The 15,375-nt window shown below is 57.5% G+C and carries 16 protein-coding genes; 9 read left to right on the top strand and 7 right to left on the bottom strand.

All coding sequences use genetic code 11. From position 1 onward, the window contains the following. Nucleotides 1-218 precede the first annotated feature (218 nt). The 3 genes from AB9K35_RS15765 (at nt 219) to AB9K35_RS15755 (ending at nt 1,915) form a co-directional block, all read left to right on the top strand. Nucleotides 219-419 (top strand): hypothetical protein, encoded by a 201-nt coding sequence (locus AB9K35_RS15765; protein ID WP_369927489.1) that lies wholly within the window; start codon nt 219-221, stop codon nt 417-419. Between the two features lie 145 nt (nt 420-564). Continuing rightward, nucleotides 565-744 carry a hypothetical protein gene (locus AB9K35_RS15760; protein ID WP_369927487.1) on the top strand — a complete coding sequence of 60 codons (180 nt, stop codon included), beginning with the start codon at nt 565-567 and terminating at the stop codon, nt 742-744. A 538-nt stretch (nt 745-1,282) separates the two neighbouring features. Beyond that, nucleotides 1,283-1,915 carry a thermonuclease family protein gene (locus AB9K35_RS15755; RefSeq protein WP_369927661.1) on the top strand — a complete coding sequence of 211 codons (633 nt, stop codon included), beginning with the start codon at nt 1,283-1,285 and terminating at the stop codon, nt 1,913-1,915. A 599-nt stretch (nt 1,916-2,514) separates the two neighbouring features. On the opposite strand, the gene AB9K35_RS15750 is transcribed toward AB9K35_RS15755, so the two are convergent. The 3 genes from AB9K35_RS15750 to AB9K35_RS15740 form a co-directional block, all read right to left on the bottom strand. Beyond that, a complete protein-coding gene (locus AB9K35_RS15750) occupies nt 2,515-3,219 on the bottom strand; it encodes a YoaK family protein (protein WP_369927485.1) in 705 nt (234 codons plus the stop codon). A gap of 550 nt (nt 3,220-3,769) precedes the next feature. Further along, the gene (locus AB9K35_RS15745) at nt 3,770-4,414 is read right to left on the bottom strand and encodes a hypothetical protein (RefSeq protein ID WP_369927483.1); all 645 of its coding nucleotides are present in this window, start codon (nt 4,412-4,414) and stop codon (nt 3,770-3,772) included. Between the two features lie 476 nt (nt 4,415-4,890). Continuing rightward, nucleotides 4,891-5,556, bottom strand: coding sequence for a hypothetical protein (locus AB9K35_RS15740; RefSeq protein ID WP_369927481.1), 666 nt, complete (start codon nt 5,554-5,556; stop codon nt 4,891-4,893). Between the two features lie 845 nt (nt 5,557-6,401). On the opposite strand from AB9K35_RS15740, the gene AB9K35_RS15735 reads away from it, so the two are divergent. After that, nucleotides 6,402-7,550 carry an HPP family protein gene (locus AB9K35_RS15735; RefSeq protein ID WP_369927479.1) on the top strand — a complete coding sequence of 383 codons (1,149 nt, stop codon included), beginning with the start codon at nt 6,402-6,404 and terminating at the stop codon, nt 7,548-7,550. Nucleotides 7,551-7,553: 3 nt separating this feature from the next. On the opposite strand, the gene AB9K35_RS15730 is transcribed toward AB9K35_RS15735, so the two are convergent. Beyond that, nucleotides 7,554-7,769 carry a hypothetical protein gene (locus AB9K35_RS15730; RefSeq protein WP_369927477.1) on the bottom strand — a complete coding sequence of 72 codons (216 nt, stop codon included), beginning with the start codon at nt 7,767-7,769 and terminating at the stop codon, nt 7,554-7,556. 399 nt (nt 7,770-8,168) lie between these two features. Between AB9K35_RS15730 and AB9K35_RS15725 the strand changes: the two genes are divergently transcribed. From AB9K35_RS15725 to AB9K35_RS15715, 3 genes are all read left to right on the top strand, one after another. Then, nucleotides 8,169-8,375, top strand: a complete 207-nt coding sequence (locus AB9K35_RS15725; RefSeq protein WP_222482531.1) for a cold-shock protein — start codon at nt 8,169-8,171, stop codon at nt 8,373-8,375. Between the two features lie 140 nt (nt 8,376-8,515). Continuing rightward, a complete protein-coding gene (locus AB9K35_RS15720; protein WP_369927475.1) occupies nt 8,516-8,746 on the top strand; it encodes a DUF982 domain-containing protein in 231 nt (76 codons plus the stop codon). A 131-nt stretch (nt 8,747-8,877) separates the two neighbouring features. After that, entirely contained in the window at nt 8,878-9,054 is a 177-nt protein-coding gene (locus tag AB9K35_RS15715) for a hypothetical protein (RefSeq protein ID WP_369927473.1), read from the top strand. A 693-nt stretch (nt 9,055-9,747) separates the two neighbouring features. On the opposite strand, the gene AB9K35_RS15710 is transcribed toward AB9K35_RS15715, so the two are convergent. Next, nucleotides 9,748-10,506: an alpha/beta fold hydrolase gene (locus tag AB9K35_RS15710; protein ID WP_369927471.1), complete on the bottom strand. Its 759-nt coding sequence runs from the start codon at nt 10,504-10,506 to the stop codon at nt 9,748-9,750. Nucleotides 10,507-10,606: 100 nt separating this feature from the next. Between AB9K35_RS15710 and AB9K35_RS15705 the strand changes: the two genes are divergently transcribed. Next, entirely contained in the window at nt 10,607-10,972 is a 366-nt protein-coding gene (locus AB9K35_RS15705; RefSeq protein ID WP_369927469.1) for a hypothetical protein, read from the top strand. A 283-nt stretch (nt 10,973-11,255) separates the two neighbouring features. Here the strand turns inward: AB9K35_RS15705 and glyA are convergent, their stop codons facing one another. After that, nucleotides 11,256-12,551, bottom strand: coding sequence for a serine hydroxymethyltransferase (glyA, locus tag AB9K35_RS15700; RefSeq protein ID WP_369927467.1), 1,296 nt, complete (start codon nt 12,549-12,551; stop codon nt 11,256-11,258). 169 nt (nt 12,552-12,720) lie between these two features. Here glyA and AB9K35_RS15695 point away from each other — a divergent pair, with 169 nt between their 5' ends. Beyond that, nucleotides 12,721-13,482 (top strand): NAD kinase, encoded by a 762-nt coding sequence (locus AB9K35_RS15695; protein WP_222453814.1) that lies wholly within the window; start codon nt 12,721-12,723, stop codon nt 13,480-13,482. Nucleotides 13,483-13,816: 334 nt separating this feature from the next. Here the strand turns inward: AB9K35_RS15695 and AB9K35_RS15690 are convergent, their stop codons facing one another. After that, nucleotides 13,817-15,256: an amidase family protein gene (locus AB9K35_RS15690; protein WP_369927465.1), complete on the bottom strand. Its 1,440-nt coding sequence runs from the start codon at nt 15,254-15,256 to the stop codon at nt 13,817-13,819. Between the last annotated feature and the right edge of the window lie 119 nt (nt 15,257-15,375).

The following is a 15,375-nucleotide window of genomic DNA, read 5'->3' as shown; positions in this document are numbered from 1 at the left end:
AAGGCGAGGAAAGAGACTTGTTGCAGGTCAGCTGCAAAGGACAAAACGAAATATTTATTTCGACGAGGTAGGGTTGCAGGGGTTTGTGTGTAGGAGAGTACCAATGTGGTTAAACAGACGGTCTGTTGGCACCAATAATCAAGGACGTCACGGAACTAGTAGGCAGCTTGGCGTTTATGCAGTCGAGGCGGTGTGCCGCATGAGAATGAAGTCTCGCTATGACTGAGCCGGTGTTCAAAATCGGAGACGCAGCAATTGCCGAACTGTGGATAGGTGGCGGGGAACTTGTGACGGTGGTCGAAGGACCTCTGCAAAAGAGCGGAAAACTAGTGTATAAGGTCAGGCATGTCGAATGCGAAATGTTGTACGATGAAGACCACCTGACGCCTTGTGTCACCGAGGAATTCGGAAGGCTTTAAGAGGTGTGAGAGGGCGACAACTCGTTGACATAGCAACTATTGCCCCATGGGTAGAAATCGCATGTCGTCATGAGGCTCCTCGTAAGTAGGCCAGCGAGGTAGCGGATGAAAGTTTTCCGGCCGACTTGTAGCAAGGAGTAGGGCGATGAATGCAAAGGATCGGCGTTTGTATAGTGAGGTCTGCGACCGTCTAGCTTTGGCCTTGCGTCGTCTGGCAGTGGCTGGAGGGAAAGATCTGCCGTTCTGCCCGCTGAATGTCGCCGCGCATGCAGATGCAGCCGCGACGAAACTGCTTCCTGCCCCTAAATTGGTTAGCTCAAAATAGGTTTGGCGGTTTGAGGCGTAGGAAGGAGAGACTTAGGGCGGCACGTCTCGGTGAAACCCTGTTGGTCGTGGCTGGGTGCGGTGTCCTGTTTCTTCTGTTGCGTAGCGTCTACTACTTTGCCGGATTTCTGGCGTTCTAGGACATCTATCCATCAAGTTAGTGGTAAGCGGTGGGATGCGTGCAGGAGTGGCGGCGGATATCAGGTTGAGGGCGGAGTTTACTACAGCAGCTATAAAGAGGTCTGCCTGCTCTTGTTTGTGGGGGTTTAGACCTATCTGGCCTGGACGGGCAGCGGTGAGAGCCGCGTCGGAGCGAGCGCTGGCCTGCCAACTACGATGAACTGTCCCGAAGCCTGAGGGGCCGCTACGGACTGCCCAGCGTTGGCGGGGGTATCGCAGTGGAGGTTCTGAGCGCGTCCTATCGCTTCTCGCCTATCTAGGTCCGGCCGTCCACCCTGCCGCCGGACACCGATACGGTCGTGGTGTTGTACTTATCGATTGCGGTCGATTGCTGAGGCTTGATTGCAATTGAAGCCAGCATGATAATAAGGGAGTGGCCCTCCTTGACAGCCGCCGAAAGGGGGATACTCAATCATAATTCGGGCGAAGGTTGGGTGGTTGCCAGGCCAAAAATTTCGTCTAGCCTGCATCCCAAAATCAGTGAGATGGCACTCATGGCTGACTTAAGGCAATTTGCAAACAGGCGAAGAAGTACCGCCATAAGGCGAGGGGGCAAGAGCCGTCTTATAATCCTCATAGCGCCGGGTGTCCTTTTGCTGGCAGGCTGGCTTTTTACAGGCCAATGGACCGCGCCCGCACCTGAGCAGTCAAATGCGGTCCGCATGGTAGTGGTGGCTTCCCAGATCCGCGTTGTTGACGGAGACACGATCGAGGTCCACGGCCGGAAGTACAGACTTACCGGCTATGACACGCCAGAAACTGACATGTCCAAATGTAGCTCGGAGAAGGCGCTTGGCGACAGGGCAACTCGGCGCTTGCGCCAGCTGATTGACCAGGCGGGTTCTGTGAGGCTTGAAACAGAGCTAGGCAGGGACCGTTACGGAAGACGGCTGGGGCAGCTCTGGATCGATGGTCAGGATGCTGGGAGATTGTTAGTCAACGAGGGGCTGGCCAGGCAATACCGAGGCGGACAGCGCCAAAGCTGGTGCTGATCGGCGATCGTTTCTTGCAGTGTTTCTGGAGCTGATTGAAGAAAGGTTCCTTTGACCATTCCTAGAAAAAAGTGTGATCATGGCTTTCGTCAAGCTACCATTAAATTGCTTTGGCATGTCTGGAGCTGCGGTCCGTGTTGACGAGTGCTGTTTTTGTTGGTTATGCGGACCGCATTTCGCTTTCCTGACCATAGACCGGGTGATCTATGAAATGTCGGGGCAGTGTCATTGTGAGGGGCGAGCTATACTAGGGGCCCGCGGGGCAGTTCACTTAGAACTTCGGTCACAAGGGAACAACGTGCAACCGTCATCATCGCGCATTCACCGAAGGCTCCACTCATGAAGGCCGCAGCATCCAATAGGTGTGAATTCCAAGTCGAATTGCGGCGATGCGGCAGTTGGCACGCAGCGCTTCCGCTCCTATTGTCGGCAGTTGGATGGCACCAGTTAGCCCAATCACGACATTCGTGGAAGGCCCAGCGATGGCCCTGCTGCGAGTGCGAAGCCTTCGGGCCATTTTCCCTTAAGCGGCCAACCAGCAGGCGCTGGGGGTCCAAGGCGATGCTGCACTCTGCTCGAGTGTCAGCGAAGCGCAGAGTTCAGCGAGAACTTGGGTACTGGCGTCCACCTAAGACACTCGGCAGAGCTATCGCTAGAAGGCAACAGCCAGCAAGTGCAAAAAACCACGTGTCCACGAAGCCATAAAGTAAGGCGCCCGCGACACCTCCGAGTGCAAAAGCGGAAAGTGTCAGAACATGTAACGCCAATTTCGGTAGTGCTTCTTCGCGAGAGCGTCCGGGCATTATCACAGCTGCTAAGCCGATCCCAATATCCGTAGCCATCCCAGATACATGCGTGGTCCGGACACGAGATCTGGAGATGAGACTTGTGACCGCATTCTGAAGACCCATTACAAGGCTTAGGATTCCGACCAGAAACATGTTCGAAGTGCCAGCTGATGCTGAAAGAAGCACGCCTAAGGCAAGGACTACTACCCCCTCTACAGCGATGGCGGCGGCATAAATTGATCGGATGCCGCGTTGCTCACCGAAGGTGACGAAGGCTCCGGCCAATGCCGCTCCGCCTACGAAGAGGGCCAAAAGAAGCAGGAAACTAAGACTTGCCCGCCAGGAACCCTGAGCAACTTCGTCAGCGAAGGCAGAAACGTTGCCGGTCATATTCGCCGTGAAAGAGCGCGCCATGAGAAATCCTACCGCATTCAATGCTCCGGCCATTGAGGACAGTGCTGCAGCCAAGTACCGATCAATCCTGCCATTTCGTTCCTCACCGACATGGATCAGCATTTTCTGTCCCCGCTGCTCTGGCCCTAGCTATCCTATTGGCACGACATTTTCGGTGCAAATATCTTCTGGAAAAGGCGACAATCGAACATCCAGGGCGCGGATGGAGACGGCGCTTGAGTGTCCGGCAGCTTTGGGCAGGCTGCCGTTATATGGTGGCCAAACGTTCGCCGATCCAGAAAAGAAACTTTCGCCGTAATACTTCATGTCGGCTTTGATGCCTTACCCGCCAGTCTTGCTGCCCATAGATGGTGAAGGTGCATCAGGCAGCACACAGCCCGAAGCGGACACGACTTGTGCCGCCGCAGCACCAAGGCTTTTAAAAGTGTCGGCAGGAAGCCGACCTTCGCTGCTTCCTGAGCGAACGGCAGCGATGCGCAAGAAAGCATCGTTCGCGATTGCGCACCCTGGCAGCTGCGAGGCTTAAGATGGACTACACGCTGCATTAGCCTATTCGAGGCGATGGGATGAAGTAGAATGGTGGATCGTTGTACTTTCATCTGTAGGCCATCCCTCTGCAAAGAAAGCGGGGAATGAACTGTCAGGACAGAATCTATTTCTTACTGCCTGCCTTCTCAGCTACGCGTTCCATGAGGTAGAATAGATTAAAAGCGAACATCCCCGATACCATCGAAACGAAAATTGTCGCATAAACACCGCCAATCTCTACTGTTTCAGTGATATTGGCGGCTTGCAGTTCGCCTCCATTTCGTTCGGAAAAGTATGCTTCCAAGAAAATAGACACCAGACCGCTTTCAAAGCTCAATACTGCTAGAACGGCGATAAGGCCCGAACCAACTAAACCTCCCACGTGCCGAGCGAGAGAGGCGCCGCTCATAAGGCATCGAGTTATCGCGCCAGCAATCCCGCCCCAGAAGGCTGGAGAAAGTGAAAAGATCGCGTTAATATTCTGATCGATCAGAGACCTCACGCCGTCATCTACTCGAAATCCACCAGAATAAACGTAAACGGATAATGAAGCGCCAAAAACAGATATCAGGGTAGCGAAAATCACTTGAGCGGCGAAAAGCGCCCGTCGCTCCTGTTGTCTTTTCAAATGCTCAATATAGTTGAAAGCATCACGCTGTTCTACATCATTCGAATAGCCGTCTCCGCTAGCATCTTTCGCCTTGTCGGACGAGTTACCTTCATTCCTGGTGCCGTTAACATGTGTCTCTTCGATTTCGGGCGACTGCATTGATAGATCCTTGTTTTCTCGGCTGCTTATCATGTTAAGAAAGCGATAGCTGTTGACCTTGTGCTAGTCAATGTACGCATCGAGGATAGAGAGCCCGGAAACGCATTCTCGCATGAGCAGTGGTTGAGCAAGATTGGCTGTGAAACAGTATGACTGATCTATCCGCCCAGGTCGGTCGCTGAGGATAATTAGATCTCACGGACAGGGTCGCCAATGTAGTTTCTCGATGACTGATAGACCACACCTTCGGTGCTGACATGGCAAATCAGGCGGCGCTCGGAGGCTACTTGCCCTGGGTCGATGGGCAGCTAAGGACTGGACAACGGGCATGTTTCGTTCCGATTTCGGCGTGTGCGACGACCTACAACTATTCCATCGGACGCGGGCGGTTCTCCCCCCCGTTCCAATGGATCACTTAAAGACCAAGAAAAGTCTGGACGCGTCGTATTCGATATGTTCATCTTCCGACATCAAATTTAGGATGTACTATGACGGCTGGTCAGCAAAAGAACTCCGGCAACAAGAACTCCAGCAGTGGCCCCAGCACAAACTCCGGTGGTAGCGGCGGAGGTGGTGGGAAAGCACCATCTCGCAAGCCCAATTTGGTGGGCACAGGCGTACAGAAGGGCATTTCCACAAACCATGGCCAGAGTCGGGGCGGCGGGAACTCCAAAAAATAGTAGTGTTTGGCCACGAATGAGCCATTTGGCCTTTTGTGCGTTGGCGCGTTCGTTATTCTCGAAAGCGCGAAGCAATTCCGAAACTTCCGCTTCCAAGTATTCCCTCCAATGTTCATCCTTACCGTTCGTGTAATAGTCCATTTCGCCCAATTCAGGTCGACTCGGCCTGAGAATCCCAGCTTGTATTGATGCAACACGAAGCGATAGGGCAAATGTGATAATTACTGTCACTAAAATCACAAGCGTCGCAACTGACGTGGAAGTAAAGTAGACCCCCAATGCGCCTGCGTCGGTTTTCAACAAGTAGCCTAGTAAGCCAATTGATGCGGGGAGGAGGAAGGTCAGCCAATACTTAACCTTCGCTTCGATTTCGGAGAATTCTTGCCTGTGAAACTGAACGCCTCGGTCATACTGCTCGCGCAGGTGTTCAATCCGACTTTCGCGACAGTGTTCAGTGTGCATTTTCTCACCGATTATTAGTTCAATTGGTACCTTTTCACGACTTTGTTGCACAAATCCTGAGGAGGGTATAGTTCCCTTCCCTAGGCCAGTTTATCCTGCGGCCTTTGTGACGGGTCAACTCCGATCTTCTCGCTTCCACCGGTCTTTTCCTCTATGCCAAACGGGAGGCAGTCGCCAGCTTCTGAGCATGACATCGCAGCGCGGAACGCTGCTTGAAGGGATGGGGAAACTGAATTTGGAAAATTCACTTCCCGCACAAAGCTGGCTCTCAAGGCTGTCTGAGCTGCATGTGCGGTGAAAGCCCCCTTAGTCCCCAGACTGTGAGTTCGATCATCTCCAGATTTTACTCGCGCAGCGAGTGACCGGAAAGCGGGCTGCGCCTGCAGCAACGTGAGGGTAGGGCTAAGGTCCGGAATGGGCCGGATCAGGTTCCGAAGGGCGAAGACGGTTCGCAATTTTGCAGCGACGGCTTTCTGCGCTCCTCCGACATCCGTACCAAGCGCAGCATCGCCGTGGTCTTCTGAGCGATCTGGAGGTCCGCTCCTGGGAAAGCTTTGCATTTGCAGCATGACCTGTGCTGCGCCTGGCGCGAATGTCTAGTTTGGGCTGCCTGCTGTCACCTTTCGCAGCCCAGCGACCGTATGCGATTTCCCAGGGCCTTGATTCAAGTGCTGCATCTTCGCAAGGAGGCAGAAACGCAGGCTGCTCTGACTTCGCTAGCGAGCCAAAATGGACGGCCAGATGGACGGTCGGGCAATGACTGCAGTGGTATTTCAATTGGATCACAGGTTGAACCTTTCGCAAGCTGATGAAATTTTGCGCAAAACTCATCCGGAGGCGCGCATTTGCTTACTTTGAAATCACTCGGCCCCGCTGTCGCCCGCGTCTCAGGCGTTGAAGCAATACGTGCCGGGCTTGGTGCCCTGATCGGTTTGGGGTTAACCGGGCTTTTTCTTTTGTCTCCTCAGATCGACCAGGAACTGGGGCTCTATCTCGTCGCTCCATTCGGGGCGTCTTCCGTCCTGCTCTTCGCGGTGCCAAACAGCCCTCTGGCGCAACCTTGGTCGGCGATTGTCGGCAATACCGTCGCCGCCATCATAGGTGTGGCCGTCTGCCTACTGGTGCCGGACCAGACGCTTCGGATCGCCCTGGCGGTGGGTCTTGCGGTCACAGCAACCATCCTGTGCCGCGCCGTTCATCCTCCTGCAGGAGCGGTTGCTATGACCGCCGCCATGTCCCCGGACGCCATCGAGCAACTGGGGTTTTGGTTCGCGATTGCCCCCATAGCTGTTGGAACGACAACTCTCGTAATACTTGCGACCCTCTACGCAAGGCTCACCGGAAGGCACTACCCGTTCCGGCAATTCGATGATCTTAGCAAGCATGCAACAGAAGATCGCAACCCGACAGAACGGCTCGGTTTAACTGAGCACGAGCTGACTGGTATCCTCGAACGTTATAGCCAGTCCTTCAATCTCGGTGTCGAGGATCTCGCGCGGCTGATCGGCGCGGCAGAACTCCTGGCCGCAGCGCAATCGTCTGGTCCTTTGACCGCAAAGGATATCATGTCCCGCAACCTCATCACCGTCAGCTTGAACACATCCCTCGGCGAGATCGCGGACTTGTTTCGACAGCATCGGTTCACATCACTTCCCGTCGTGGGGGCCGACAAGGCGTTCAAGGGGGTCATATTCCAAATGCATCTCATTAACCAGGCCCGGGCCGACGCGTTGCGCCTGGAGCGAGGTTATTGGGCTGCGCTACGGCGCCTTCTAAGCCGTGAATGGACAAAGCAGCTGACTGCAGGGGACATCATGAGCGCAGCCGTGCCCCGCGCTACCACCAACACTCCAATCGGGGTGCTACTTCCAATGATGGCCGATGGGTATACCGATGCCGTCCCTGTGCTCGAGTATGGAAAAATTGTTGGCATTGTCACTCGGACGGATCTGATTGCCGCAATCGCCAGAAATGCTGCCCGCGGTCGAGGATGATCTTCATGCCTCCAGCAGGCTGCTATGAGTTTGATTGGCATAGGTGAATGCCTGATCTGTCCGCACTTCAGCGGGTGGCGCGGTGTGAAGCATCAGAAAAAGGGTTCGTGGCAAAATGAAGGTCCGCTTTCGTAAGTGGTTGGAAAACTTTGCACATGCACCATTCAGACCAGCGCGCTGCAACTTCACAGCAAGATTGGGCTGGTTCAAGTCGGTCATGGCTGGCCTAGGGCAGGCAGGCGCTAGTTTCTCGGCGTTTGCTCGCCGAATTTCCCCTGTCACTTGCTCCCTCGCTGCATGGCAGAGGTCAATCCACCGCAGACCTAACTAGTTCAACATCTTCTTAGCAGGCCAAGACCAAGGAAACTTGAGAGCCCCAAACAGCCCGCATAAACCGCCACACTAAGCTACGCTTGGTCGAGCGTACCGAGCTACTGTGCAAGATATTCACGTGATTTAAGCGCTGGCCTCTTGCAATCATCGATCGGATGACCCATCTTTGCTGGGCAAAGCTTCTTCCTACGACCTTCTGTTTCCTAACGGCCCCAGTTGTTCCTATGTTGACACTGGGCCGGGCTATCGCGTGTTGCGGATAGCAATTTTTAAGGAGACGACACGATGGCCAATGGCACCGTGAAATGGTTTAACTCTCAAAAAGGTTTCGGTTTTATTGCTCCCGAGCAAGGATCGAAGGACATCTTTGTCCATATTTCCGCCTTGGAACGCGCTGGCATCCAGCAGCTGAACGATGGCCAAGCCGTGACTTTCGACATCGAGAGCGGCCGCGATGGGCGCGAGTCCGCAAGCAACCTCGCACTGGCGTAAGCCTTCCAAGACCTGAAACCTTTAGCGGGAGCATTCTTGCAATGCTCCCGTTTCCGTATCTGCAGTAACAGTCTTCAGATGCGGTTTTCCCAAACAACATTGAAAGAACAAACTTGATAGAAATCTACTGGGGTACCCCCATGACTATTTTTCTGCCCTCCGAAGGGCGGACACGAAAAATCTCGACACTCGAACAAGCCCATGTCTGGCTTCAGAAAGCTTGGCCTGTTTCTGATAAACATAGAGACGTTGCGCTTGAAAAAATCGATGCAGCAATGGATTGCCTTGTCGGTGTAACCGCGGCCCGCGCAGCATTCGTCTCCGCTGTTGGGACTGCAGGATATCGAGTGGGCTTCACTGCTGCCGCTTAGGCTTCTGCATCGAAATGGCGCGATCACAGCGCCGCGCGTGCCATTTGCATCATGCCACACATGTCAAAGTTCCAGACTGAATTTTCGCTAAGAAAAGACTTGCCCACAATCAGCCCCGTAGGAGTTAGACGATGACCAAGTTTAATATCGAGCAGTTGAAGCTAACTGGCCTGTCCCACAAAGAAACATCGATGGAAAAAACCTCACGGACCGCGCGTGAAATCTTGCAAGATGAAAACGAACTGCGGCGCAACAAGATTGAGCGCCTGAAGCGCTCCCGGCTGCAGTACGAACGTGGCAGTAAGTGAGTTTGGCGAAAAGGCCATAGGATCTGCAATTCCATTGTGACTTGCCCACAAAGACGACGTCTCTCAGGCTGGAACACAACGTCAGCCGGGGTTTCGGAATCTGGTGAGGGGCGGCTTTTCCTGTTGGGAGGTACCAGCGGGTGCAGATCACAGAAGGGTTAGAATAGGTATAGACCGCTCTAATCGGTGTCGGCGCTTCTGAAGTTGCTTAAAGGGCTCATACCTTGGGTTTCCTGAGTTCGATCGGGGAAGCGACCCTGAAATTTCCGAATTGCTCGCAGGCGCCAATGATCCGGCTGGTTAGGATATGGCTGCGATACCGAGAGACGGATTGTAGATGCGCTCCCACTTTCACTGTATGTTCATGTTTTGTATGTGGGGGTGGTTTTGCTTAAGCGTTTGATTTTTCGCAATTCAATCATAACTTAAAATCTCCTGGCCTTATGGCCGTGCGGGTTCGAGTCCCGCCGTCCGCACCACTGATTTTAAAGGGAAATTCTCTCTCCTAGCGAAGGGCGCTTGCGCGTTTCGTGTCTTGTCGGGCCAATGGTGCTCGCGGGGGGGGCGCGCATTGCATTTCGCTAGCTTCAACCCAGCCGACAGCAACCGTCGCGACGGCTCGCCGTGTGCTAGCATCTGGGGGAGCGGACTTGGAGCCTTCACTGTTGCGCGACAGCTGGATGCCCGGCACGCTTAGGCGTTGAAGAAGACCCGTGCGGCCGCTTCGAATTCGCGTGGTTTTTCGGCGTGCAGCCAATGGCCTGCCTCGGGCAGCTTGGCGAACCGCGCGGCGGTGAACCGGGCGCGGATGACCGGCCGGTGTTCCGCCAGCACGTAATCCGAATTGGCCCCGGACAGGAACAGGGCCGGACCGGACCAGCTTGCATTGGTCTCTGGGAAAGACATGATATTGGGCATCTGGTCGGCCAACACGTCAAGGTTCAGCTTCCAGCGCCGGTTCGGCAGGTCCAGAGATTGGGTGAAGAAGCTTTGCAGTGCAGGTTCCACCCCCGCTTCGGCCAGTTGTGCCGCTGCCTCGGGGCGGCGTTGAACCCGGTCCAGATCGACCGAGCGCATCGCCTCGATATAGTGAATCTGCGTGTGCCCATAAGCGACGGGCGCGATATCCGCGACCAACAGGCGCCGCACCGCTTGGGGGTGCTTGAGTGCCAGCATCATGGCAGCCTTGCCGCCCATCGAATGGCCGATCACATCCATCTGCCCGCCATGGGCGTCGATCACCTCGGCCAGGTCGTCGGCCATCTCCGGGTAGCTGTGGCTGTCCATGCGGGGGCTGTCGCCGTGGTTGCGCATATCGACCGCTACCACCTGACGTTCATCTGAAAGCCGTTTCGCGATGACGCCCCAGTTGCGCGCAGAGCCGTAAAGCCCGTGGGCAATCAGGAGTGGCGGTTTCTCGGTGGCGGAGCCATGTGTGATCGTGTTCAGCATAGGCGCTTGATAGCCGCCTGACGCGCCGTGCGCCAGCCCCATTGAGAGCCCGACAAGGGCAGGCTAGGGTGGGGCGACAAGCCGACCAAAGGAGCAGGAAATGGCTGCCAGCCTGGAACAGGATATCGAAGAGATCCGCGTGCTTCTGAAGGAACGTGAGCATGCTTCGGGCGACCTCGAAATGGCACTGAAGCGGGCGCGCCGCCGCCTGCCGCGCCGGGTCTACCGACAGGGGCGCAAGCTGGCGGCTGCCGTGCCGTTGATCGAACATCCCAGGCTGCGGTTGACACTGGACGAAAAGCCGCTGCGCGGCGCTGCCCGCGAAGTGCGCGCGCACCTCGAACAGATCGATCTTGCGGATCGCCGCCGGGGGCTGTGGCTGAGCATCCTGGGCAGCATCGGTTTCTCGCTGTTGACGGTGATTGCGCTGCTGGTCGTGGTGCTGCGTTGGCGCGGGCTTGTGTGACCCGCACTGTGTTGCACCCGACGTGTGAAGCCTAGGGCAAAGGTGGATCCAGCGGCCGTCCACTTTTGGCTCGGTGCAGGTGCGTTGCAAATTCATGTGGCTGCTGAGGGTCGCGCAACGGGAGCGAGACGGGGGCTTGGCTCCTGCCGAGGCGGTCGCGCCCAAGCCTTATGTCTGCCCAGTATGCGAGGGGCTGTGGTGCGAGGCAGATCTCATCCGGTGCCAAAAATGAAACCGCCGCGACCAGGGGGCGCGGCGGTTCTTTTCGTCAATCCTGTTGGGCTTACAGGTTCGGGTACAGCGGGAAGCGGCCGCAGAGCTCCGCTACCTTGGCGCGCACGGAGGCTTCGACGTCCGCGTTGCCTTCTTCACCGTTGCTGGCCAGCCCGTCGATCACCTCGATGATCAGGTCGGCGATCTGGCGGAACTCGACCTCGCCGAAGCCACGGGTGGTGCCTGCAGGCGTACCGAGGCGCAGACCAGAGGTCACGGTGGGCTTTTCCGGATCGAACGGGATGCCGTTCTTGTTGGTGGTGATGTGGGCACGGCCCAGGGCCTTGTCGGCGATGTTGCCGGTCACGCCTTTGGGGCGGAGGTCAACCAGCATCACATGGGTGTCAGTGCCGCCGGTGACAATGTCCAGACCGCCCTTGATCAGCTGATCCGCCAGCGCTGCCGCGTTGGCGCGGACTTGCTTCTGGTAGGCTTTGAACTCGGGCTTCAGCGCCTCGCCGAAGGCAGCTGCCTTGCCTGCGATCACGTGCATCAACGGGCCGCCCTGGATGCCGGGGAAGATCGCCGAGTTCACCTTCTTGGCGATTGTGGCGTCGTTGGTCAGGATCATGCCGCCGCGCGGGCCGCGCAGGGTCTTGTGGGTGGTGGTGGTGGCCACATGCGCGTGCGGGAAGGGCGAGGGGTGCTCACCTGCGGCGATAAGGCCGGCGATGTGGGCCATGTCGACCATGAAGTAGGCGCCCACGCTGTCGGCGATTTCGCGGAAGCGGGCAAAGTCGATCTGGCGCGGGATGGCGGAACCGCCGGCGATGATCAGCTTGGGCTGGTGCTCCGTTGCGAGGGCTTGGATCTGGTCATAGTCGATCAGGCAATCGCTTTCGCGCACACCGTAATGCACGGCGTTGAACCATTTGCCGGACTGGTTCGGCGCGGCGCCGTGGGTCAGGTGACCACCGGAGGCGAGGTCCATGCCCAGGATGGTGTCGCCGGGCTGGATCAGCGCCTGGAACACGCCCTGGTTTGCCTGGCTGCCGGAGTTCGGCTGCACGTTGGCGAACTCGCAGCCGAACAGCTGCTTGGCGCGGTCGATGGCGAGGTTTTCGGCAACGTCCACATACTGGCAGCCGCCGTAGTAGCGACGGCCCGGGTAGCCTTCGGCATATTTGTTGGTCAGCACGGAGCCCTGCGCTTCCATCACCGCGGCAGAGACGATGTTCTCGGAGGCGATCAGCTCGATCTCGTCGCGTTGGCGGCCCAGTTCGGCTGTGATTGCGCCGTGCAGCTCAGGGTCGCGCTCGGCCAGCGATTGGGTGAAAAATCCGGGGTCACGGGTCGCTTCAGTCATGGTGGCTCCGTTGGAGTAGAGGGTCAGATTTGAGGATTTCCTATCGGAAACTTTGCTGCTCAGAAAGCCTGTAAAGCGACATTTGCGTGCGACAGAACGGCAACTATGGCCTTCGCTGGAAAGCTGTGCTTGTTTCGGAACCACATGGCTAACACCGGAAACAGATTTTATGTCTTTGAGAATCGCATTTCTTGCCAGCAAGGCCGACGTCGCACAGCAGGCTCTGGCCGAGCTTGAGACCCGATATGGCCATGTGTCACCAGAGCAGGCGGATGTCATCGTGGCGCTCGGCGGCGATGGGTTCATGCTGCGCACATTGCACTCCATGGTCGATCACCCCGCGCCGGTCTACGGGATGAACTGTGGAACCGTGGGGTTCCTGATGAATGAATACCGCGCCGAAGGGCTGACAGAGCGCCTTCAGGATGCGGTGCAGGAGATCATCAACCCGTTGTCCATGACGGCAATGGATCGGCAGGGGGGCGTCCACAAGGAACTGGCGATCAACGAGGTCTCCTTGTTGCGGGCGGGACCGCAGGCCGCGCGGTTGCAGGTCTCGGTCGACGGGCGGATTCGCATGCCGGAGCTGGTTTGCGATGGGGCGCTTGTGGCCACGCCTGCCGGTTCCACCGCCTACAACTACTCGGCACATGGCCCGATTCTGCCGATTGGCGCCGATGTATTGGCGTTGACCGCGATCGCCGCCTTTCGGCCGCGTCGTTGGCGTGGAGCGTTGCTGCCCAGCAATGCCATGGTGCGCTTTGACGTGCTGGAGCCCGAAAAGCGCCCGGTCATGGCAGATGCGGATTCCATTTCCGTGGCGGATATCGACTGGGTCGAGATCCGGACGGAACTGAACATTCGCCACAAGATCCTGTTCGATCCCGGGCATGGGCTGGAAGAGCGGCTGATCTCAGAACAATTCACCTGAGCTGTGCCCATGTGCGTATCATTCGCCCATGGGTGGAACGGGTGAACACTTTGGTAACACCTTCGTGCGATTATTGAACTCCAAGCGTTGGTTCAGGCCTGCGCTTGATCCCAAGGTGCCGCAAGCGGCACCAGTGGCGTAAGTGGTGTCTGGGTTACCTTTGTTTGCTGGCACGTGCCGCGTAACCGGTGAAGTGCCGCTTGCTGTCATTGCGGGCGGAACTGAAGCCGCGCAGCATTGCGTCAGGGTAGACGGTGAATGTGGTTCGGAACTGCCCCGGGGACGGAGTGCTCCGTTCCCCGGGTGATAAACCCGACCGTTCAACCTGTCAGGCTTACTGCGCTCGCTGCATCCGCTTCCACAGTGGCAGGCACATGCGGCCCACGCGGTCCTCGATCACCTTGCAGGCATCAACCGCCAGATCCTCGCGCCAGCGCTGCGCCGCAATCTGCACATTGATCGGTTGCGGTCCGCCCGGCAGCTCCGCTAGCCGTGCAGGAACGGATGCCGCGGGCAGGCCGAGGAAGTTCATCGCGTAGGAGTAGACGGCGCAACCGAGCACCTCCTGAACACCGGTCGCACCTTCGGTATCGCGGTCTGGACGGAAGAACGGCTGCGGCAGGAAGGGCGACAGCACCAGTGGGTACTCCTGCATGAACAGGGACCATTGGCGGGCAAAATCCGTTCGCTGCGCCATCACTTTCAACAATTCGTCGCCGGTGAAAGGGGGGAACTCCTGGAAATAGACCGCGAAGATATCCCGCACGGTCTGGGAGCCGGCTGCATCGACGTCAGCCTTCATCAAGGCATGGATTTCGCCCATCAGGGCGCGGTACCCGCTGCGACCTGCGTCGAACACATTGGGTGGCTCGACCTCTTCGACGATGTAACCGGCATCGCGCAGCGCATCGCGGGCTGTCAGAAGCGCCGCCTCCACCTCGGGATGCAGGTCATACCCGTGGGTGTTGCGCGTGAAGGCGACTTTCAGAGGCTGCTGGGTGTCCGTGCCGCGCCAGGGCATTGGCACGTGGAAGGGGTCGCGTGGGTCCGGCGCGATCAGGCTGGGCATTGCCAGGTGCAAATCTTCTGCCGTCCGAGTGATCAACCCCTGCACCGACATCAGCTGTGCCAGCAACCCGCGTTCGGCGCGTTGGCTGGGGTTCCAGGCAGGCACCCGCCCAAGTCCAGGTTTCACCGTGACGGCACCGTTTGCGGCCGCGGGAAAGCGCAGTGACCCACCGATGTCGTTGCCGTGTGCCAGCGCGCCGATACCGGCCATCACCGCGGCGCCGGCACCTCCAGAAGAGCCGCCGGCAGAGATATGCCGCCCCCAGGGATTGTGGGTGCGCCCATGAAGCGGGTTGTCGGTATCCGCGCGAAAGGAGAATTCCGGCGTGTTGGTGCGTCCGATCACCACCGCGCCAGCCTTTTGCAAGTTTTCCACGACCGGGGCATCGGCGGGCGCGATGAGATCTTTGAGCGCCACGACACCGTTGGAGGTGGCGTGTCCGGCCTGATCGACATTGATCTTTATGGTGACGGGGACGCCGTGCAGTGGCCCGGGTTCGACGCCACTTTCGCGCGCCTTGTCGAGCGCGCGGGCTCGGCTTCGCGCTTGCGTGCTGAGATCTTCGACCACGGCATTCAGGTCGGGGTTCACGGCTGCCATTCGCCCCAGTGCGGCCTCTACCGCGGCTTCAGCGCTGAGGTTTCCGCGCCGGGTGAGGCGCGTGAGTTCTGTCGCGCTCAGCTGCCAGATGTCTTGTTCGGTCATGTAGTTGCCTCCTGCCGTGCAGCCTAGGCGTGCGACGGCAAGTTGCAAGTCAATCCGGAGTGTCTCGCGTAATTCGAGCTTTTTTCCTGCGCGAAATAGCGGCACCGCCCGAAGGCGGT

Source organism: Leisingera sp. XS_AS12 (assembly GCF_041224635.1).
GTDB lineage: Bacteria > Pseudomonadota > Alphaproteobacteria > Rhodobacterales > Rhodobacteraceae > Leisingera.
This window is presented reverse-complemented; position numbering and strand designations above follow the sequence as displayed.

Excerpts from the sequence above, each read along its gene's own strand:
- AB9K35_RS15725 (WP_222482531.1), top strand. The coding sequence starts at position 8,169 with ATGGCCAATGGCACCGTGAAATGGTTTAACTCTCAAAAAGGTTTCGGT.
- AB9K35_RS15745 (WP_369927483.1), bottom strand. The coding sequence starts at position 4,414 with ATGCAGTCGCCCGAAATCGAAGAGACACATGTTAACGGCACCAGGAAT.
- AB9K35_RS15720 (WP_369927475.1), top strand. The coding sequence starts at position 8,516 with ATGACTATTTTTCTGCCCTCCGAAGGGCGGACACGAAAAATCTCGACA.
- AB9K35_RS15690 (WP_369927465.1), bottom strand. The coding sequence starts at position 15,256 with ATGACCGAACAAGACATCTGGCAGCTGAGCGCGACAGAACTCACGCGC.
- AB9K35_RS15755 (WP_369927661.1), top strand. The coding sequence starts at position 1,283 with ATGATAATAAGGGAGTGGCCCTCCTTGACAGCCGCCGAAAGGGGGATA.
- AB9K35_RS15730 (WP_369927477.1), bottom strand. The coding sequence starts at position 7,769 with ATGACCGACTTGAACCAGCCCAATCTTGCTGTGAAGTTGCAGCGCGCT.
- glyA (WP_369927467.1), bottom strand. The coding sequence starts at position 12,551 with ATGACTGAAGCGACCCGTGACCCCGGATTTTTCACCCAATCGCTGGCC.
- AB9K35_RS15695 (WP_222453814.1), top strand. The coding sequence starts at position 12,721 with ATGTCTTTGAGAATCGCATTTCTTGCCAGCAAGGCCGACGTCGCACAG.
- AB9K35_RS15760 (WP_369927487.1), top strand. The coding sequence starts at position 565 with ATGAATGCAAAGGATCGGCGTTTGTATAGTGAGGTCTGCGACCGTCTA.
- AB9K35_RS15750 (WP_369927485.1), bottom strand. The coding sequence starts at position 3,219 with ATGCTGATCCATGTCGGTGAGGAACGAAATGGCAGGATTGATCGGTAC.
- AB9K35_RS15740 (WP_369927481.1), bottom strand. The coding sequence starts at position 5,556 with ATGCACACTGAACACTGTCGCGAAAGTCGGATTGAACACCTGCGCGAG.
- AB9K35_RS15715 (WP_369927473.1), top strand. The coding sequence starts at position 8,878 with ATGACCAAGTTTAATATCGAGCAGTTGAAGCTAACTGGCCTGTCCCAC.
- AB9K35_RS15765 (WP_369927489.1), top strand. The coding sequence starts at position 219 with ATGACTGAGCCGGTGTTCAAAATCGGAGACGCAGCAATTGCCGAACTG.
- AB9K35_RS15705 (WP_369927469.1), top strand. The coding sequence starts at position 10,607 with ATGGCTGCCAGCCTGGAACAGGATATCGAAGAGATCCGCGTGCTTCTG.
- AB9K35_RS15710 (WP_369927471.1), bottom strand. The coding sequence starts at position 10,506 with ATGCTGAACACGATCACACATGGCTCCGCCACCGAGAAACCGCCACTC.